This is a genomic window from Curtobacterium sp. AB7, assembly GCF_044909335.1.
In the GTDB taxonomy this organism is placed as follows: Bacteria; Actinomycetota; Actinomycetes; order Actinomycetales; family Microbacteriaceae; genus Curtobacterium.
Genome location: NZ_JBIYED010000007.1, coordinates 52,598 through 71,510 on the forward strand (window position 1 = coordinate 52,598; position 18,913 = coordinate 71,510).

Sequence of the window (18,913 nt, forward strand, 5' to 3'; positions counted from 1 at the left end):
GAGCTCGATCCGAGCTCGATCCGCCAACACTACGCGCGTCCGGTCAGTGCTCGTGACCCGGTTCGCCCTGGGCGTCGCGGACCACCGGGGCGCCGGACTGCTCCCAGGCGACCATGCCGCCGGTCAGGTTGACCGCGGAGACACCGGACTGCTCGAGGGCCGCGACCACCCGGGCCGAACGGGCACCCGAGTGGCACACGATGATCGCCGGCTCGTCGCCGCCGTCGATCTCCTGCCAGCGGTTCACCAGCTCGGACATCGGCACGAGCGTGGCCTCGGGAGCGTGGACCTCGTCCCACTCCCCCTGCTCACGGACGTCGAACAGCCGCGACCCCGACTCCAGCCGACGACGCGCCTCGGCGACGTCGACCTCGGTGATCTCGATCGGCATCAGGCGGTCGCCTTCGCGTCGGCGTCGACCTCGCGCTGGCGCTTCTCGGCCGCCTGGGTCTTCTTGGCGTCGGCCTGCTTGATCTTCGGCTCGTTCTCGCGCAGGTGCGCGTACATCGGCGAGGCGATGAAGATCGTCGAGTAGGTGCCGACGATGATGCCGATGAACAGTGCGAGCGAGATGTCGCGGAGCGTGCCGGCACCGAGCACGTACGACCCGATGAACAGGATCGCCGCGACCGGCAGCAGCGCCACGACCGAGGTGTTGATCGACCGGACGAGCGTCTGGTTCACCGCGAGGTTCACCGACTGCTTGAACGTGCGGATCGACTCCTGCGCGGTGTTCTCACGCACCTTGTCGAACACCACCACGGTGTCGTAGAGCGAGTACCCGAGGATCGTGAGGAAGCCGATCACCGCCGCGGGCGTGACCTCGAGCCCGACGATGCCGTAGACACCGGCCGTGATCAACAGGTCGTGCAGCAGCGCGGCCATCGCGGAGAGCGACATCTTCCAGGTCCGGAAGTACAGCGTCATGAACACGGCGGCCAGGGCGAGGAAGATCACCAGACCGCGGATCGCCTGGGCGAGCACGTCGGCGCCCCACGTGGCGCCGATGAACGTCGCCGCGACCTGGCTCTCCGGCACGTCGTAGGCCTTCGCCAAGGCGTCCTGCACCTCGGTCGTCTGCCGGTCGGTGAGCTGGCCGGTCTGCACGCGGATGCCGTGCGTGCCGAGCTGGGAGACGCGCGGGATCTCGTCCGAGACGACCCGCTCGACGGTTTCCGTCGCGATGCTCTGGTCGGTGTTCTCGACGTCCGACAGGGTGAACTCGGAACCACCGGTGAACTCGATGCCGAGCTGGTACCCGCCGCGCAGCCACGGGGTGACGAGCGAGATCACGATCATGACGAGCGCGATGAGGTACCAGGTCTTGCGTCGCCCGATGATGTCGTACGACCGCTTGCCCGTGTAGAGGTCGCTGCCGAACTGGCTGAAGCTGGCCATCAGTCGTCCTTCCCGTCCGGCGTCGAGCCGTTGTCGCCGGAGGCCTGCTGGGCCTTCCGTTCCGCGATCGTCTGTCGGCGCTGCGCCTCACCGGCACTGCGCTGGCGCTTGCCGTCCACCACGGGGGCGCGGAACTGCGCACGCCCCTTGTAGACCGCACCGAGCGCCGCCGGGTCGAGCCCGCTGAACCTGTGCCCGTCGCCGAAGAACCGGCTGCGGGAGATGAGCTGCATCATCGGGTGCGTGAACAGCGCGACCACCACGATGTCGATCAACGTCGTCAGGAGCAGCGTGAACGCGAAGCCCTTCACGTCGGCGACCGCGAGCACGTACAGGGTGACGGCGGCGAGGAAGTTCACCGCATCGGACGCCAGGATCGTGCGGAGCGCGCGCTTCCAGCCGGACTCGACCGCACTCTCGAGGGCGCGACCGTCGCGGAGTTCGTCACGGATTCGTTCGAAGTAGACGATGAACGAGTCCGCTGTGATGCCGATCGCGACGATCAGGCCCGCCACACCCGCCAACGACAGGCGGTAGTCGACCCGCCACGACATGATCGCGATGACCAGGTAGGTCAGGACCGCTGCGACCCCGAGTGAGAGCACGGTGACGAACGCGAGCGCCCGGTACTGGATGACGGAGTAGATGATCACCAGGCCGAGGCCGATCAGACCCGCGACGAGACCACCGATGAGCTGCGCGGTGCCGAGCGTCGCCGAGATGTTCTCGTTCGACTGCACCTGGAAGTTGATCGGCAGCGCACCATACTTGAGCTGGTCGGCGAGCGTCTTCGACGACTCGGCCGTGAACGAGCCGGTGATCTGCGCCTTGCCGTTGGTGATGGCGGAGTTCGTGGACGGGGCCGTGATGACCGAGCCGTCCAGCACGATCGCGAACTGGTTCTGCGGCGCCTGCAGCGAGACGAGGCGGTTCGTGACGGTGCGGAAGTCCTTCGTGCCCTGGCCGTCGAAGGTCAGGTTGACGGCCCACTGGCCCGTCGACGTGCCCTGCGAGTCGGTGGCGAGACCCGAGGTGGCGTTGCTGATGTTCGCACCGGAGACCTCGACCGGGCCGAGGATGTACTTCGACGCACCGTCGGCGTCACACGTGACGAGGGGCTCGTCGTCCGGCGCCGTGGTGACGTCGTCCGGAGCCGCGCAGTTGTAGTTGGTGTACAGGTCCTGCAGCGCCGGGGTGATCCAGTTGACGTCGCTGGCGTTCGTCGGCTTCGCGCTGGGCGTCGCCGCGAGCGAGGCCGGCGGCGAGTAGGGCGTCGGCGAGGCGGTGGACTTGCCGTCGTCACCGACGGCGGAGTTCGTCGCGGCCTCGGTGAAGAGCACCGGGCGGAAGGTCAGCTTGGCGGCTGCCTCGATGCGGTCGATCGTGGCCTTGTCGGGCCGACCGGGGATCGACACGACGATGTTGTTCGCACCCTGCGTGTTGATCTCGGTCTCGGAGACGCCGGTGGCGTTGATGCGCTGGCGGATGATCTCCACCGCCTGGTCGAGTTGCTGCTTGGTCACCGACCCGCCCTCGGTGTTCTGCGCCGCCAGGGTCAGCTGCGTGCCACCCTGCAGGTCCAGTGCGAGCTCGGGGACCCAGCTCGCGCCCTGGTACCACTTGTCCGTGTCGTCCTTCGAGCTGCCGGCGAGGATCGACGCGGCGGTGTTCAGGCCGGCGAGGATCGCCATCAGGATCACCAACCAGGTGAGCGAGCGCAGCGCCTTCTTGACGGGTGTCGATCGTGCCACCGGTCGTCTCGTCTTTCTGTTCAGGACCGTCGGCGTTCAGGCACGACGGCAGCGGGAAGCCGCCGGGTCAGACGACCCGGCGGCCGAGGGCGTCAGTCGTCGGACTTGCGCTTCGAGTCGGTCTCGTCGAGGCGGTCGTTGTCGACCCGCTCGCCGTAGACCGGCTCCCCGTTGAGTTCGGCGACGGGCTTGACCTCGTCCTCCGGCGTCGCGGTGGTCTCGATGTCCGACGCGCTGTCGTCGACGACGCGCGACAGGGTCTGGCGGTGCACCGTGACGACGGTGCCCGGTGCGATCTCGACGTCGGCGGTGACCTTCTCGTCGTCGACGGAGAGGAGCGTGCCGTACAGGCCGAAGGACAGCATCACGCGAGCACCCGGCACCATCTTGGTGGCGAGCTCGCCCTGCTGCTTCTTGCGCTTGCGGCTGTTGTAGAACATGAAGGCCGCGAACGCCACGACGATGACGATGAGGATGACTTCTTGACCCATGATGCAGTTGCCTTCTCTGGTTGCTCGGTTTCGGGCCGTAGCAGTCTAGGGCACGCCACTGTGCGTGGCATGTCACCCGACCGATCGGCCGCTAGTCGGTGGTGTCGGTGTCGTCGAACAGACCCGGGAGCGGCCCGACGCCCTGCCCGGGGGTGAGGCCGAGGTGCCGCCACGCGACCGGGGTCGCGATGCGGCCGCGCGGGGTGCGCGTGACCAGACCGACCCGGACGAGGAACGGTTCGACGACCGACTCGATGGTCTCGGACTCTTCTCCGACCGAGACCGCGAGGGTGTTCAGCCCCACCGGTCCGCCGTCGAAGCGGGTCAGCATGATCTCGACCACGGCGCGGTCGAGGCGGTCGAGGCCGAGTTCGTCGACGTCGTACAGGTCGAGCGCACCCTGGACGGCCGCCATGCCGTTGGTGGTGCGGTGCACGAGGGCGTAGTCGCGGACCCGGCGGAGCAGCCGGTTCGCGATGCGCGGGGTACCACGGGAGCGCCCGGCGATCTCGCGCAGGGCCGATCGGTCGATGTCGAGCTCGAGCAGGTGCGCGGCGCGGATCAGGACCTGTTCGAGTTCGTCCTTCTCGTAGAACTCGAGGTGCGCCGTGAAGCCGAAGCGGTCACGGAGCGGGTTCGGCAGCAGGCCGGCGCGGGTGGTGGCGCCGACCAGGGTGAACGGTGCGAGGTCGAGCGGGATGCTCGTCGCGCCGGCGCCCTTGCCCACCATGACGTCGATCCGGAAGTCCTCCATCGCCAGGTAGAGCATCTCCTCTGCCGAGCGCGCCATCCGGTGGATCTCGTCGATGAACAGGACCTCGCCCGGCACGAGCGAGGACAGGACGGCGGCCAGGTCGCCCGCGTGCTGGATCGCCGGACCGCTGGACATCCGCAACGGGCGGCCGGTCTCGTGCGCGACGATCATCGCGAGCGTGGTCTTGCCGAGGCCGGGAGGACCCGCCATCAGGATGTGGTCCGGGGTGCGGTCCTGCATGCCCGCCGCCTTGAGCAGCAGGTCGAGCTGCCCGCGCACCTTGCGCTGGCCGACGAACTCGTCGAGCGAGCGCGGCCGGAGTGCACCTTCGAACGCGAGTTCTTCCTGCGACTCGGCTCCGGCTGACGTGATGCCGCTCATCGACCGGCACCGGCGGGCCGGAGCGCACCGAGCGCGGCGCGGAGCAGCGCCTGCGTGCCCATGGCTGCGGCCCCTGGCTCGTTCGCGACGGTCTCGTCGACGGCGGTCTGTGCTGCGTCCTCGCGCCAGCCGAGGCCGATCAGTGCGGAGACGACGTCGGTCGCGGCCGGGTGGGCAGCAGTGCCACGACCAGCGGTGACGACGGCGGCCTGCTCGAACGCCGCGAGCTTGCCGGTGAGCGCGAGGATGATGAGTTTCGCGGTCTTCGGGCCGATGCCGGAGACCTTGCGGAAGGCGCCGTCGTCGTCCTTCGCGACGGCGTTCGCGACCTGCGACGGGTCCATGTGGGCCAGGACGCCCATCGCGGACTTGGGCCCGACACCCGTGACGCTGCGCAGCAGGTCGAACACCTGGAGGGCGTCGGTCGACTCGAAGCCGAAGAGCAGGTGTTCGTCTTCGCGCACGATCATCGCGGTGCGGACGAACACCTCGGACCCGTGGCGCATCGTCAGTGCGTGGGCCGGGGTCACGGTGACGGCGTACCCGACTCCCCCGGCCTCGATCACCACGCCGGAACCGGCGATGTCGATGCAGGTACCCCGGAGACTCGCGATCATGCTCCGAGCCTACGGCCGCCCACCGACGCGGCCGACGAGCCACGCGGTCGGGCCGCGGCAGCGGCCGCACGGGCGAGCGGGGAGTCGACGGTGCCGCCCTGTGCGTCGCGCCACGCGCGTTGTGCCGGGGTGAGGTTCGTGGCACGTTCGCCGGCGACGTCCGGTGATCCGAGCCTCCAGGCGTGGCACACGGCCAGCGCGAGCGCATCGGCGGCGTCGGCCGGCTTCGGGGCCTCGGCGAGACCGAGCACACGCGCGATCATGGTCTGTACCTGACGCTTGTCGGCGTTGCCGTAGCCGGTGACGGCCGCCTTGACCTCGGACGGCGTGTGCAGGCCGACGGGCAGCCCGCGGGCCGCCGCGGCGTGCAGCGCGAGCCCGGCCGCCTGGGCGGTGCCCATCACGGTGCGGACGTTCGCCTGGGCGAACACACGCTCGACGGCGACCGCGTCCGGGTGGTGCTCGTCGATCTCGGCGGCGATGCCGTCTGCGATGCGGAGCAGCCGCTGTTCGAGCGGCATGTCCGCCGGGGTGCGCACGACCGTCACGTGGACGAGTCGTGCGCGCCGGTTCGGTGCGACCTCGACGACGCCGACGCCGCACCGGGTGAGCCCGGGGTCCACCCCGAGCACACGGAGCACGGTTACTCGCCCTCGTCCTCGTCGAGCTCGGCCTGGACGTCCGCCGGAACGTCGAAGTTCGCGTAGACGTTCTGCACGTCGTCGCTGTCCTCGAGCGCGTCGATCAGGCGGAAGACCTTGCGTGCGGTCTCGGCGTCGACCGGCACCTTGAGGCCGGGGACGAACTCGGCGTCGGCCGAGTCGTAGTCGATGCCGGCGTCCTGCAACGCGGTGCGGGCCGCGACGAGGTCGCTGGCCTCGGTGATGATCTCGAAACCGCCGCCCTGGTCGATGACGTCTTCGACACCGGCGTCGAGCACGGCGGTCATGACGGTGTCCTCGTCGAGGCCGTCGGTCTTCGTGACCGAGATGACGCCCTTGCGCGAGAAGTTGTAGGCGACGCTGCCCGGGTCGGCCATGGTGCCACCGTTGCGGGACATCGCCGTCCGGACCTCGGCCGCTGCGCGGTTCTTGTTGTCGGTGAGGCACTCGATCAGCATCGCGACGCCGTTCGGGGCGTAGCCCTCGTACATGATCGTCGTGTACTCGATCGACTCACCGGTCAGGCCGGCACCGCGCTTGACGGCGCGGTCGATGTTGTCGTTCGGGACCGAGGTCTTCTTGGCCTTCTGGATCGCGTCGACGAGTGTCGGGTTGCCCGACAGGTCGGCACCGCCCATCTTCGCGGCGACCTCGATGTTCTTGATGAGCTTGGCGAAGGACTTGGCACGGCGGCCGTCGATGACGGCCTTCTTGTGCTTGGTCGTCGCCCACTTGGAATGCCCGGACACGGTTCTCCTTGCGTCTTGCGGAAAGTCGGGGTCAGTTTACCCAGCCGGGAGGCCCGGTGCCGCCCCGCCCCGCCGGTGCGGGCGCGCAGGCGGCCGGTAACGGCGCGCAGCCGGCCGGGCCCAGGGCCCGCGGCTCGCGTCAGGCGCTGCGCACCATGGCGAGGAAGCGGCGGTGGAAGCGGTCCTCGCCAGCGACCTCGGGGTGGAACGCACTCGCGAGCACGTTGTCCTGCTGCACCGCGACGACCTGCCCGTCCGCCAGCGCGCCGAGGACCTGGACGCCGGGGCCGTGTTGCTCGACCACCGGGGCGCGGATGAAGACCGCGTGCACCGGGTCGTCACCGAGCTCGGGCATCGGGACGTCGACCTCGAACGAGTCGTTCTGGCTACCGAACGCGTTCCGTCGCACCGTGGTGTCGAGCACGTCGAGGGTCTGCTGGCCGCTGATGCCGTCGGTGATCCGCGACGACAGCATGATCATGCCGGCGCACGTGCCGTACGTCGGCAGGCCGTTGCGGATGGCAGCAGCGAGGGGCTCGGCGACACCGAACGCCCGGGACAGCTTGTCCATCACGCTCGACTCGCCACCGGGGATCACGACGCCGTCGAGCGCCGCGATCTCCTCGGGGCGACGGAGCGGCGCCACGTCGGCGCCGAGCTTCGTCAACGAGGCGATGTGCTCGCGGAAGTCACCCTGCAGTGCCAAGACCCCGATGCGGGGCCGGACACTGCTCGTCGTGCTACCAGCCACGCTCGGCGAGGCGGTGCGGCGCGGGGACGTCGGCGACGTTGATGCCGACCATCGCCTCGCCCAGACCACGCGAGACCTCGGCGATGACCTTGGGGTCGTCGTGGAAGGTGACGGCCTTGACGATTGCCGCGGCACGCTTCGCCGGGTCGCCGGACTTGAAGATGCCGGAGCCGACGAACACGCCGTCCGCGCCGAGCTGCATCATCATCGCGGCGTCGGCCGGGGTGGCGACGCCACCGGCGGTGAAGAGCACGACGGGGAGCTTGCCGGTGCGGGCGACCTCGCGCACGATCTCGAACGGCGCCTGCAGTTCCTTGGCGGCGACGTAGAGCTCGTCTTCCTTGAGGTGGCGCAGCGCCGCGATCTCCTTGTTGATCGTGCGGATGTGCTTCGTGGCCTCGGACACGTCACCCGTGCCGGCCTCGCCCTTGGAACGGATCATCGCAGCGCCCTCGGTGATGCGACGGAGCGCCTCGCCCAGCTCGGTGGCACCGCAGACGAACGGCGTGGTGAAGTTCCACTTGTCGATGTGGTTGACGTAGTCGGCGGGCGAGAGCACCTCGGACTCGTCGATGTAGTCGACGCCGAGCTCCTGCAGCACCTGCGCCTCGACGAAGTGGCCGATGCGGGCCTTCGCCATGACCGGGATCGACACGGCGGCGATGATCTCCTCGATCATCGACGGGTCGGACATGCGGGCGACGCCGCCCTGTGCGCGGATGTCGGCGGGGACGCGCTCGAGGGCCATGACCGCGGTCGCGCCGGCTTCTTCCGCGATGCGGGCCTGCTCGGCGTCGACGACGTCCATGATGACGCCGCCCTTGAGCATCTCGGCGAGGCCGCGCTTGACGCGGTCGGAGCCGGTGATCGAGGTGCCAGGGGTGCCGGAGGTGCTGGTGCTGTCGCTCATGATGCCGATCAGTCTAGTCCGCTGCGGGCCAGCCCTCGGCGACCAGCCGGCGGGTGTCCCCGAGCATCTGGGACATCGACTTCGTCCGCGCGATGATCGGGAAGAAGTTCGCGTCGGACTGCCACCGCGGCACGATGTGCTGGTGCAGGTGCGCGGCGATGCCGGCCCCCGCGACCTCGCCCTGGTTCATGCCGATGTTGAAGCCGTCGCAGTGCGACACGGTGCGCAGGACCCGCATCGCGGTCTGGGTCAGCTCGCCCATCTCGCGGAGCTCGTCCGGCGTGGCCTCGTCGTACAGCGGCACGTGGCGGTACGGGCAGACCAGCAGGTGTCCGTTGTTGTACGGGAACAGGTTGAGCAGCACGTAGGCGTGCTCGCCCCGGGCGACGATGAGGGCGTCCTCGTCGGACTTCCGCGGTGCCTCGCAAAACGGGCAGTCGTCCGCGTGCCCGCGGCCCGTGCCCTCGCGCCCGGCGTCGATGTACGCCATCCGGTGCGGGTTCCACAGGCGCTGGAAGGCATCCGGGACGGCCGCACCGGTGGCGGCGTCCCGGATGACCAGCGGGTCCTGCTCGTCCGTCATCAGACCTGCGCGCGCTCGCGGATCGCCGTCAGGATGCGGTCGACCGCTTCGTCCACGGGCACGGCGTTGTCCTGGCGCCCGTCACGGAAGCGGAACGAGACCGCACCGGCGTCGCGGTCGTCGCCGCCCGCGATGAGCTGGAACGGCACCTTCGCCTTGGTGTGCGTGCGGATCTTCTTCTGCATGCGGTCGTCCGAGTGGTCGACCTCTGCGCGGACGCCGTGCGAACGGAGCTTCGCGATGACCTCGTCGAGGTAGTCGCCGTACTCGGCCGCGACGGGGATGCCGACGACCTGCACCGGGGACAGCCAGGCCGGGAACGCTCCGGCGTAGTGCTCGGTCAGCACGCCGAAGAACCGCTCGATCGAGCCGAACAGCGCGCGGTGGATCATCACCGGGCGCTGGCGGGAGCCGTCGGCCGCGGTGTAGTCGATGCCGAAGCGCTCGGGCAGGTTGAAGTCGAGCTGCACGGTCGACATCTGCCACGTGCGGCCGATGGCGTCACGGGCCTGCACCGAGATCTTCGGGCCGTAGAAGGCGGCTCCGGCGGGGTCGGGCACGAGCTCGAGGCCGGACTCCTCGGCGACCTCGCGCAGGGTGTTCGTCGCGACGTCCCAGACCTCGTCGTCCCCGACGTACTTCTCCGGGTCCTTCGTCGAGAGCTCGAGGTAGAAGTCGTCGAGGCCGTAGTCGCGCAGCAGCGAGAGCACGAACTCGAGCGTCGTGGTCAGCTCCTCCTTCATCTTCTCCTGCGTGGTGAAGATGTGCGCGTCGTCCTGGGTCATGCCACGGACCCGGGTGAGGCCGTGGATGACGCCGGACTTCTCGTTGCGGTAGACCGTGCCGAACTCGAACATCCGGAGTGGCAGATCGCGGTACGAACGCGGCTGCGACCGGTACGCCAGGATGTGCATCGGGCAGTTCATCGGCTTGAGGTAGTAGTCGGCTCCCTGACGCGTGACGTTGCCGTCCTCGTCCTTCGCCTCGTCCATGTGCATGGCCGGGAACATGCCGTCCTTGTACCAGCCGAGGTGCCCGGAGGTCTCGAACAGGTCGCCCTTGGTGATGTGCGGCGTGTAGACGAACGAGTAGCCGTTCTCCTCGTGCCGACGGCGCGAGTAGTCCTCCATCTCGCGGCGGATGATGCCGCCCTTCGGGTGGAAGATCGCCAGACCGGACCCGATCTCGTCGGGGAACGAGAACAGGTCGAGTTCGGCACCGAGCTTGCGGTGGTCACGCTTGGCGGCTTCTTCGAGCCGCACCAGGTACGCCTTGAGCTGGTCCTTGTCGGGCCAGGCGGTGCCGTAGATGCGCTGCAGCTGCGGGTTCTTCTCGGAGCCGCGCCAGTAGGCGGCGGCGACGCGCATGAGCTTCGCGGCGTTGCCGATCCAGCGGGTGTGCGGCACGTGCGGGCCCCGGCAGAGGTCCTGCCAGAGCACCTCGCCCGACTTCGGGTCGACGTTCTCGTACACGGTGAGCTCGCCGGCGCCGACCTCGACGCTCTCGCCGGAGTCACCGTCGGTCGCAGCACCCTTGAGCCCGATGAGCTCCTGCTTGTACGGCTCCCCCGCCATCAGCTCGCGCGCCTGCTCGTCCGAGACGACCACGCGGCGGAAGCGCTGGGCCTGCTTGACGATGCGGTCCATGCCCTTCTCGATCGCCTTGAGGTCCTCGGGGGTGAAGGGCTCGGCGACGTCGAAGTCGTAGTAGAAGCCGTCGGTGACGGGCGGCCCGATGCCGAGCTTGGCCTCGGGGTTGATCTGCTGCACGGCCTGCGCAAGGACGTGCGCGGCCGAGTGGCGGAGGATGTCGAGCCCGTCCTGCTCCTGCAGGGTGACGGCCTCGGCGGTCTCGCCGGCGGCGACGTCGGCAGCGAGGTCCTTCAGGACACCGTCGACGCGGATCGCGACGACGCCGCGCTCACCGTCGAAGAGCTCGGTGCCCGTCGTGGTCGTCGTCGCGGTGCGGGGCTCGGGTGCCTGGGGCACGGCTGCGGGCTCGGCGCTCTCCGGCGCTGCGGCGACTGACTCGGTCACGATGATGGGACTCCTCGATCGAAATGGTGCGTCAAGACTAGTGCGCGCGTGGGGTTCAGGCGGGCACGGCGCCGAGCGTCGTGACGGGCAGGCGCGGCTCGAGTCGCTCGCGTCCGTTCAGCCCGTCGAGCTCGAGCAGCGCGGCGAACCCGACCGCCTGGTAGCCCGCGCGTTCGAGCAGCGTGATGGTGGCGGCGCCGGTCCCACCGGTGGCGAGGACGTCGTCGACGACGAGGACCCGGGTGCCCGCGGGGAGCTGACCGGGGCGCAGCTCGAGCTCGGCCTCGCCGTACTCGAGTGCGTACTGCTCGCTGAGGACCTCGCCCGGCAGCTTGCCGGCCTTGCGCACCGTGAGCACGCCCACCTGGTGCTGCGCGGCGATCCCGCCGGCGAGGGCGAAGCCCCGTGCCTCGATGCCGGCGACGGCGTCGAACCCCGCACCGACCGCGAAGGGCGCGGCGAGCGCCTCGCACACGCGGCCGAACGCCACGGCGTCCGAGAACACCGGCGTCACGTCACGGAACAGCACCCCCGGCTTCGGGAAGTCCGGGACGACGGCGGTCAGGCGTTCGACGAGTGCAGCTGCGGTTTCGGTCACCCACCAACGGTACGGGAGGCCCGGGGTGCGTCCGACACGTCGGCGCACGCTACGGGGTCGGTCGCGCCGTGCTGGGTCGTCGGTACGGCGCACGGCGCACGGTGCGGGTTGCGTCGGCCGGTGCGCCGACGGTGGCTCGGTGCGGGGCTGTCCCCCCGCACCGAGCCACCAAGCGGGCACGGTACGGCGACGGTCGCACGGTGCGACGGTCGGTCGGGTGTCCGATCCGGCTCAGCGCCAGGCGCGCATGAGTGCGGCCTGCAGGAGCAGGTCGTTCTCGCGCTGCTGCCGCTCGCGGTCGAGCTGCAGGCGTGTTCCGTGGTCGATCACCGGGTGGACCCGGCGGGTCCGCCGGCTCCAGATGATGAGTGACATGCCGATGCGCAGCGCGACGCGGTCGGTGAGGGAGACCCGGTGGCGCGGCGCGCGGGTATCGGGAGGACGGGTGGCGGTCTTCGATGACACGGTGATCCCTTTCAGGGCATGACGGAGTTGCCCGGCACACGGGCAGGAGTGGAATGCCCGGAACACGGGCAGGACAAAATGAATGCGTGAGAATGCATTCCGCGGTCACCGGAGGAATATCCGACGACGCGGTACTGAATGAATTCCGGTACCGAGAGCGTCGCACCGACCCCTGACATTCTCCGGCGACGATCGACGCAGTCCGATCGCGTGCACGGAGCACACGGATCGGGACCGATCGGCGATCGACGGAGCCGGTTCGACGCGAGCCAGAACGGCTCAGCGCGAGGTGTCAGGCGACGGACTCGTCACGAGACGAGGATCGGAAGACACAGATGTCGGCAGAAGGCGGAACGCTCCGGGTCAGCGGACGCGGAACGGGGTGCCGACGCGTCCACGGATTCCACGGAACGGAGTGGTTGCGGTGATCATCATGGTCGGCCCCCTTTCGGTCTCGAGCTGTCGGAGTCGCCCCCCGCTGGAGTCCAGCGGTTCGCGACGAGTGAACACTATCGGCACCGCAATTCACAGCGCAACCCCTTTCTTCGATTTCTCCGGAATTGCATTCCCGAACAGGGTGAGCACGGTGTGACGTTGGCGGACTGGTGGCAGCCCGCGCGCACGGTGCGGGGTTGCAGGCGCGCACGGGGCGGGCAACCTCGCACCGAGTGACGGAGCACGTACCGTGCGCAGTGCGCGGCGTGCGCGGTTGCGTGCGCGGTTGCGGGCGCGGCGGCGGGCGCAGTGACATGGGCGAGCGTGCCGGGCCTCCATGCTGCACCGTGCGACGTTGGCGGACTGGTGGCAGCCTGCGCGCACGGTGCGGGGTTGCAGGCGCGCACGGGGCGGGCAACCTCGCACCGGGTGACGGAGGACGCACCGTGCGCGGTGCGCGGCAGTACCCACAGTGCCACCCGCACCGTACCCGGGCGCGACGAGGGCCCGGTACCGAATCGGTACCGGGCCCTCGTGGTCGAACGGCTGCTACAGCGTCGCGGGTTCCGCCACCGCTGCCGTCAGCACGTCGTCCACGACGTCGATCCGCACGGTGTCCCCGGCGGTCACGCCACCGTCGACCACGAGCGTCGCGATGCGGTCGTCGACCTCGCGCTGGATGAGCCGGCGGAGCGGACGGGCACCGTACTCGGGCTCGTACCCGTGCTCGGCGAGCCAGCCGACCGCGGCGTCGGACACGGAGAGCACCATGTCCTGCGCGACGAGCCGGAGCGCCGTGTCCTGCAGCAGCAGCGACACGATCGACGCGATCTGCGACCGGTCGAGCTTGCGGAAGAGCACGATCTCGTCGATGCGGTTGATGAACTCCGGCCGCATGGCCTCGCGCAGCTTGCCCATCACCCGGGCGCGGAGGTCGTCGTCGCCGTACCCGTCGGTCGTGCCCACCGGCGCGAAGCCGAGGGCGCCCGACCGCGAGGCCAGGAACTCCGAGCCGATGTTCGACGTCATGATGACGACGGTGTTCCGGAAGTCCACCGTGCGCCCCTGGCCGTCGGTCAGTCGACCGTCGTCCAGCACCTGGAGCAGCAGGTTGAACACGTCGGGGTGCGCCTTCTCGACCTCGTCGAGCAGGATCACCGAGTACGGGTTCCGGCGCACGCGTTCGGTGAGCTGCCCGGCCTCGTCGTAGCCGACGTACCCGGGAGGAGCACCCACCAGCCGCGAGACGGTGTGCCGCTCGCCGAACTCGCTCATGTCGAAGCGGAGCATGGCGGACTCGTCGCCGAACAACGACGACGCCAGGGCCTTCGCCAGTTCGGTCTTGCCGACGCCGGTCGGGCCGAGGAACAGGAAGCTGCCGACCGGACGACGCTGGTCGCCCATGCCGGTCCGGCTGCGGCGGACGGCCTTCGCGATCGCCGCGACGGCGTCGTCCTGTCCGACGACGCGCTCGTGCAGTTCCTGCTCGAGCACGGCGAGCCGCGAGCGGTCGCCCTGGGTCAGGCGCGTCGCCGGGATGCCGGTGGCACGCGACACCACACCCGCGATGTCGCGTTCCGTGATCGAGGTGCCCACGGATTCCGGACGGGTGGGCCCACGCCGCCGGTCCCGCGGCGACGCGTCAGCGGCGTCGCGGCCGTGCCGGTGGGGAGCGCGGGGAGCGTCCGCCGACGTGGCGGCGGCGATCCGGGCCTCCAGTCCGACCGTCTCGTCGCGCAGGCGCGACGCCTCTTCGTACAGCTCCTCGGCGACCGCGCGGTCCTTCTCGGCCAGCAGCTCGGCGACCTGGTCGCGCAGGGCCTCGACGTCGACAGCACCCGAGCGGGCGAGCCGCCGGCGCGCGCCGGCCTGGTCGATGAGGTCGATGGCCTTGTCCGGCAGGTGCCGGTCGGTGACGTACCGGTGCGAGAGCTCGACGGCGGCGCGCAGCGACTCGGGCGTGTAGACGACGCCGTGGTGCTCCTCGTAGCGGGGTGCGAGGCCGGTCAGGATCGCGACGGCGTCCTCGACGCTCGGCTCCCCGACCGTGACCGGCTGGAATCGACGCTCGAGTGCTGCGTCCTTCTCGATCCGGCGGTACTCGTTCAGGGTGGTCGCACCGACCAGGTGCAGGTCGCCGCGGGCCAGTCGGGGCTTGAGGATGTTGCCGGCGTCCATCGAGCCGCCCTCACCGCCACCACCGGCGCCGACGACGGTGTGGAGCTCGTCGACGAAGACGATGAGCTCGTCGGCGTGCGCCGCGATCTCGTCCATGGCCTTCGTCAGGCGCTCCTCGAAGTCGCCGCGGTACCGGGTGCCGGCGAGCATGCCGGGCATGTCGAGTGCGACGACGCGCTTGCCCTGCAGCAGGGACGGGACGTCGCCGTCGACGATGCGCTGGGCGAGTCCTTCGACGATGGCGGTCTTGCCGACGCCGGGCTCGCCGATCAGGACGGGGTTGTTCTTGGTGCGGCGGAGCAGGATCTCGACCGCCTGCTCGATCTCGTCGGCACGACCGATGACGGGGTCGATGCGGCCGTCACGGGCACGCGCGGTGAGGTCGGTGCCGAACTGGTCGAGGGTCGGGGTGTCGCTGACGGCACCGGACTCGTCCGTTCCGGTCGTTGCACCGGTTCCTGGCATGGGGCGCCCCCCTCGTGCTGCTGCCGCGGCCTGCTGGGCGTAGTCCTGCATGGCCTGCGGGGTGACACCGGCGCTGGCGAGCAGCTGCCCGGTGACGGTCTCCTGGTCAATCACGAGCGCGAAGAAGACGTGCTCGGGGTCGGTGTAGGTGCTGCCGAAGCCCCGCGCGGCCTGGGTGGCCTCGACGAGGATGCGCTGTGCCGTGCCGGTCAGGGCCGGACGACCGGTCTGCTCGGGCTGCGGCTCGCGGGCCATCGGCAGGCGCTGTTCGATCTCGGCGGCGAGGCGCTCGGGGTCGACCCCGGCGGAACGGACGACGGCGTCGAACGGCTCGGTGCGGACGAGCACGTGCAGCAGGTGCAGCGCGTCGAGCTCGTGCTGCCCCTGCGACACCGCGTACTCGGCGGTGTGCTGGAGCAGCTCGTGGGTACGGCGGCTGAGGAGCCGCGTGATGTCCACCGGTCGGCCGAACGCGCGGGGGCGCTGCGGGTCACCGGTGTTCTGCGCCGCGAGGAGGCGCGCGAGGAACTCGTCGAACGAGTCACTGCCGCCGGTCGGGCCGAACGTCTCTGGCAAAGGGACCTCCTGGGGAACTTGAGTGCCTTCGACTCAATGCAACGCAGGAGTGCCGGGGTCATTCCCGGCGGCGAAAAAACTTGCGGCGACCCGACTCAGGTCCGCGCGATCGCCGCCGAGATGGCGTCGGTGACCCGGGCGAGGTCGGCCGGAGCCACCTCGATGTCGAAGCCGCGGCGCCCGCCGGACACGAAGATGCTGTCGTACCCGAGGGCCGACTCGTCGAGCACGGTCCGGATCCGGGACTTCTGGCCGACCGGGCTGATGCCACCGACGACGTACCCGGTGCGCTTCTCGGCGAGGGCCGGATCGGCCAGCGTCGCCTTCTTGCCACCGACCGCCGCCGCGATGGCCTTGAGGTCGAGCCGGTTCGCCACCGGCACGATCGCCACGGCCAGAGCACCGTCGACCGAGACGACCAGGGTCTTGAACACCTGCTCCTCGCGGAGCCCCAGGGCGGCGGCGGCCTCCTCGCCGAAGTTCGTGGCGCTCTCGTGGTGGTCGTACACGTGCGGCGTGTACGACACCCCGGCTCGGTCGAGCGCGACGGTCGCTGGGGTGCTCGGCGAACCTGCGGTCATGCGGCGATCCTCTCCCGCGCTGCCGTCCTGTCCGTGGCGGCACGCGGGCGTTACGCTGAACCGACCATGACCGTCGCCCTGCTCATCTTCCGTGCCGCCGCTGCGCTCGTGCTCGGCGCACCCACAGCGGGCGACCCCGCGGCCGGCGTCCTGCCGCTGCTGGCAGTGGCCGCGCTCGGCCTGACGGCCGTCGCCCTGGCGGTCGTCGTCGCGCAGGTCATCGCCACGGTGCTGGCAGCGGTCCTCGGGCTGCGGTCGACGGGTGTCGAGCACGCGGCGGTACCGGACCTGGTCACCCGCATCGCGTGGAGCCACCCCGATGCCGACGGGCACATCCGATCGCGTGCTCCGGGAGTCGTCGCCCCGGCCTGACCACCGACCGGTGGCCGGGCCCTCGCGACCCCTCCTGCGAACCACCACCGATCGGAACCGTCATGGACCTGTCCACCCTGCCCCTCGTCGGCCCGCTGCTGCACGGCGGCGCGGACCTCGTCGTCGCCCTGACCGCGGCGCTCTCCCCCACCACGGGCTCGTTCGCCGCGGCGATCACCGTCGTGCTGCTCACCCTGGCCGTCCGGGCCGTGCTCGTGCCGCTGTCCGTCCTGCAGGTGCGAGCGGAGCGCGACCGACGCCGGCTCGCGCCACAGCTCGCCGCCCTGCGGAAGCGCCACGGGAAGAACGCCGAGCAGCTGCAGCGCGCCGTCCAGCAGCTCTACACGAACGAGAAGGTCTCACCCCTGGCCGGCTGCCTGCCCGTCCTCGCGCAGGCTCCGGTGCTGTCCCTCGTCTACGCCCTGTTCACGCACGCATCGATCGGCGGCACGGTCAACGCCCTGCTCGAAGCCACCCTGGTCGGGGTTCCGCTCGGGCACTCGCTGGTCGTCACGCTGACGTCCCCGCTCTGGGCGCACGCCTGGGTCGTCGTCCTGCTGCTGGCCGTGCTCGCCGTCATCGTGGAGCTCAGTCGTCGCGCCAACCTGCGCTGGAACCCGGTGCCGACGACGGAGCCGGGCGCACAGGTGCCCGGTGCGGCAGCGACCGCCGCGATCGGACGGTTCGCGCCGTTCATCACCGTCGTGTTCGCCGCGATCGCACCACTCGCCGCCGCGCTGTACGTCGTGACCAGCGCCGCGTGGACGGCCGGCGAGCGTGCCGTGCTGCGCCGGGTGATCCGGTAGCGACGTGCACGTGGGGGCAGGCCCGGCGTCAGCCGCCCTGGCCCTCCTGCTGCGGCCCCTGGTCGACCGGGTCGTACTCGGTGCCGCGACCCTGTTCCTCGTCGGCGGTCGGCACGTGGCGTTCCGTGCCGGTCCCGCCGGGGCTCGTCGCCACGTAGTCGGCCTCGCCGGACTGGGTGTCTTGGCTCAGCGGCTCGAGGGTCTCCGGGTCGGCGTCGTGCCGCGGTTCGGGTTCGGTGCTCATGCGTCACGCCTACTCCCCTCGTTCTGGGTGCGCGCCGCCGCCCCGTCAGTGCCACGATGAAGGGAGTCCACGCGACCGGCAGATCGGGAGTGCGCATGGCCCACGACGACGTGGCAGCGGAACGGGCACGGCTCGAGGCCGTCGCCTGGGGAGCGGCATCGAGCCCCGCTGACGCGGCGCGCGCCCGGATCGCGCTGCAGGACCTGGCGAGCGGGCGGCGGTCGGGTGGTCGGCGAGCGAGCGCAGGTGCCGCTTCCGCCTCGGGACCGGACGAGCGGCCGGGAGGCACGGCCCCGGCCACCGGCCAGGTCGCGTCCCCCGAGCGGTCGGCTCCACCGCCCCACCCGTCGCCGGAACTGACGGCTCCACCGTCCGCGCCCTCGCCGGAACGGTCGGTGCCGCAGCATGCGGCGGCTGCCGCCGAACCGCAGCCGTCCCGGCAACCGGATCCCTCCCTGCGAACGTCGGCCGGACCGTGGGCGGCGACCGGGGCCCGAGAACCCGACCGCCCCGACGACGCGGGTGACGACGACGGGGGTGAGCCGGGCCTCCCGGTCGGACCGACGCGACGGTCCCGGTGGCGCACGCTGCTCTGGACGGAGCGGCCACGGATCTGGATCGCGCTCGGCGCGGCAGCGGCGGTCGGTGTGGCGTTCGCGGCCGGCACCGTCGTCGGGCCCGTCCGCGGCGACGTCGCGGCGGCACCGAGCGTCACGCCCACGGCGGGCACGGTCACGCTCGAGCAGCTGCTCGACGTGCCGCAGACGTACGCCGACCAGCTGCCGGGGCCGGTGGAGGCCCCCGTGAGCCTGCACTCCACGCGGCTCGTGTTCACGAACCGGGCGCTGGACGGCGGGTCGTTCGACACGCCGTGGGCCGTGTGGGCCGGTGTGGGCACGGACCGGTCGACGATCTGCCTGGTGGCGACGGCGAACCGGATCGAGTCGTCGACGGCGTGCTTCCCGCGCGAGGCGGCGCTGCACGGCTCGGTGTCGATGTCGGCGCAGTCGATGAGCGGGACGTTGACGATCGCGCTGCGGGGTGGCGGCGTGCAGGGGCGGGTGACGAACGAGAACTGAGGGCGCGGGTGTTGGACGCGCTGTTTGTTGG

20 protein-coding genes are annotated in these 18,913 nt (G+C 70.6%); 3 read left to right on the forward strand and 17 right to left on the reverse strand.

The annotated features are described in order from the left end of the window. Positions 1 to 43 precede the first annotated feature (43 nt). The 16 genes from ABH929_RS14325 to ybaK form a co-directional block, all read right to left on the reverse strand. On the reverse strand, positions 44 to 391 hold the full coding sequence (locus ABH929_RS14325) for a rhodanese-like domain-containing protein (protein WP_123292814.1): 348 nt from the start codon (positions 389 to 391) through the stop codon (positions 44 to 46). Then, a complete protein-coding gene (gene secF / locus ABH929_RS14330) occupies positions 391 to 1,398 on the reverse strand; it encodes a protein translocase subunit SecF (RefSeq protein ID WP_404561701.1) in 1,008 nt (335 codons plus the stop codon). The genes ABH929_RS14325 and secF overlap by 1 nt, the downstream gene beginning before the upstream one ends. Then, on the reverse strand, positions 1,398 to 3,149 hold the full coding sequence (secD, locus tag ABH929_RS14335; protein ID WP_205462429.1) for a protein translocase subunit SecD: 1,752 nt from the start codon (positions 3,147 to 3,149) through the stop codon (positions 1,398 to 1,400). Before secD ends, secF begins: the two co-directional genes overlap by 1 nt. 92 nt (positions 3,150 to 3,241) lie before the next feature. Continuing rightward, positions 3,242 to 3,640 (reverse strand): preprotein translocase subunit YajC, encoded by a 399-nt coding sequence (gene yajC, locus ABH929_RS14340; protein WP_404561702.1) that lies wholly within the window; start codon positions 3,638 to 3,640, stop codon positions 3,242 to 3,244. Positions 3,641 to 3,731: 91 nt separating this feature from the next. Beyond that, positions 3,732 to 4,775 carry a Holliday junction branch migration DNA helicase RuvB gene (ruvB, locus tag ABH929_RS14345; protein WP_404561703.1) on the reverse strand — a complete coding sequence of 348 codons (1,044 nt, stop codon included), beginning with the start codon at positions 4,773 to 4,775 and terminating at the stop codon, positions 3,732 to 3,734. Further along, positions 4,772 to 5,392 carry a Holliday junction branch migration protein RuvA gene (ruvA, locus tag ABH929_RS14350; protein WP_111084042.1) on the reverse strand — a complete coding sequence of 207 codons (621 nt, stop codon included), beginning with the start codon at positions 5,390 to 5,392 and terminating at the stop codon, positions 4,772 to 4,774. Before ruvA ends, ruvB begins: the two co-directional genes overlap by 4 nt. Next, positions 5,389 to 6,033 carry a crossover junction endodeoxyribonuclease RuvC gene (gene ruvC / locus ABH929_RS14355; protein WP_111084043.1) on the reverse strand — a complete coding sequence of 215 codons (645 nt, stop codon included), beginning with the start codon at positions 6,031 to 6,033 and terminating at the stop codon, positions 5,389 to 5,391. The genes ruvA and ruvC overlap by 4 nt, the downstream gene beginning before the upstream one ends. 2 nt (positions 6,034 to 6,035) lie before the next feature. Beyond that, positions 6,036 to 6,803: a YebC/PmpR family DNA-binding transcriptional regulator gene (locus ABH929_RS14360; protein ID WP_111084044.1), complete on the reverse strand. Its 768-nt coding sequence runs from the start codon at positions 6,801 to 6,803 to the stop codon at positions 6,036 to 6,038. Between the two features lie 139 nt (positions 6,804 to 6,942). Then, positions 6,943 to 7,554 carry a pyridoxal 5'-phosphate synthase glutaminase subunit PdxT gene (gene pdxT / locus ABH929_RS14365; RefSeq protein ID WP_404561704.1) on the reverse strand — a complete coding sequence of 204 codons (612 nt, stop codon included), beginning with the start codon at positions 7,552 to 7,554 and terminating at the stop codon, positions 6,943 to 6,945. Next, the gene (pdxS, locus tag ABH929_RS14370; RefSeq protein WP_111084046.1) at positions 7,544 to 8,464 is read right to left on the reverse strand and encodes a pyridoxal 5'-phosphate synthase lyase subunit PdxS; all 921 of its coding nucleotides are present in this window, start codon (positions 8,462 to 8,464) and stop codon (positions 7,544 to 7,546) included. The genes pdxT and pdxS overlap by 11 nt, the downstream gene beginning before the upstream one ends. Positions 8,465 to 8,477: 13 nt before the next feature. Then, positions 8,478 to 9,047 (reverse strand): HIT domain-containing protein, encoded by a 570-nt coding sequence (locus ABH929_RS14375; RefSeq protein WP_123292808.1) that lies wholly within the window; start codon positions 9,045 to 9,047, stop codon positions 8,478 to 8,480. Then, on the reverse strand, positions 9,047 to 11,035 hold the full coding sequence (gene thrS / locus ABH929_RS14380) for a threonine--tRNA ligase (protein WP_205464453.1): 1,989 nt from the start codon (positions 11,033 to 11,035) through the stop codon (positions 9,047 to 9,049). The genes ABH929_RS14375 and thrS overlap by 1 nt, the downstream gene beginning before the upstream one ends. Positions 11,036 to 11,138: 103 nt before the next feature. Further along, entirely contained in the window at positions 11,139 to 11,681 is a 543-nt protein-coding gene (locus ABH929_RS14385; RefSeq protein WP_123292807.1) for an adenine phosphoribosyltransferase, read from the reverse strand. Between the two features lie 231 nt (positions 11,682 to 11,912). Beyond that, entirely contained in the window at positions 11,913 to 12,146 is a 234-nt protein-coding gene (locus ABH929_RS14390; RefSeq protein WP_263090716.1) for a hypothetical protein, read from the reverse strand. A 984-nt stretch (positions 12,147 to 13,130) separates the two neighbouring features. After that, positions 13,131 to 15,800 carry an ATP-dependent Clp protease ATP-binding subunit gene (locus ABH929_RS14395; protein ID WP_404561705.1) on the reverse strand — a complete coding sequence of 890 codons (2,670 nt, stop codon included), beginning with the start codon at positions 15,798 to 15,800 and terminating at the stop codon, positions 13,131 to 13,133. 95 nt (positions 15,801 to 15,895) lie between these two features. Continuing rightward, positions 15,896 to 16,381, reverse strand: coding sequence for a Cys-tRNA(Pro) deacylase (gene ybaK / locus ABH929_RS14400; RefSeq protein WP_404561706.1), 486 nt, complete (start codon positions 16,379 to 16,381; stop codon positions 15,896 to 15,898). Positions 16,382 to 16,447: 66 nt separating this feature from the next. Here ybaK and ABH929_RS14405 point away from each other — a divergent pair, with 66 nt between their 5' ends. Together ABH929_RS14405 and ABH929_RS14410 are read left to right on the forward strand one after the other, a co-directional pair. Continuing rightward, positions 16,448 to 16,753 carry a DUF6412 domain-containing protein gene (locus ABH929_RS14405; protein ID WP_263090720.1) on the forward strand — a complete coding sequence of 102 codons (306 nt, stop codon included), beginning with the start codon at positions 16,448 to 16,450 and terminating at the stop codon, positions 16,751 to 16,753. 62 nt (positions 16,754 to 16,815) lie between these two features. Further along, positions 16,816 to 17,559: a YidC/Oxa1 family membrane protein insertase gene (locus ABH929_RS14410; protein WP_404561707.1), complete on the forward strand. Its 744-nt coding sequence runs from the start codon at positions 16,816 to 16,818 to the stop codon at positions 17,557 to 17,559. Positions 17,560 to 17,587: 28 nt separating this feature from the next. Here the strand turns inward: ABH929_RS14410 and ABH929_RS14415 are convergent, their stop codons facing one another. Further along, positions 17,588 to 17,803: a hypothetical protein gene (locus tag ABH929_RS14415; protein WP_404561708.1), complete on the reverse strand. Its 216-nt coding sequence runs from the start codon at positions 17,801 to 17,803 to the stop codon at positions 17,588 to 17,590. A 95-nt stretch (positions 17,804 to 17,898) separates the two neighbouring features. Here ABH929_RS14415 and ABH929_RS14420 point away from each other — a divergent pair, with 95 nt between their 5' ends. Further along, positions 17,899 to 18,882, forward strand: coding sequence for a hypothetical protein (locus ABH929_RS14420; RefSeq protein ID WP_404561709.1), 984 nt, complete (start codon positions 17,899 to 17,901; stop codon positions 18,880 to 18,882). Positions 18,883 to 18,913 lie beyond the last annotated feature (31 nt).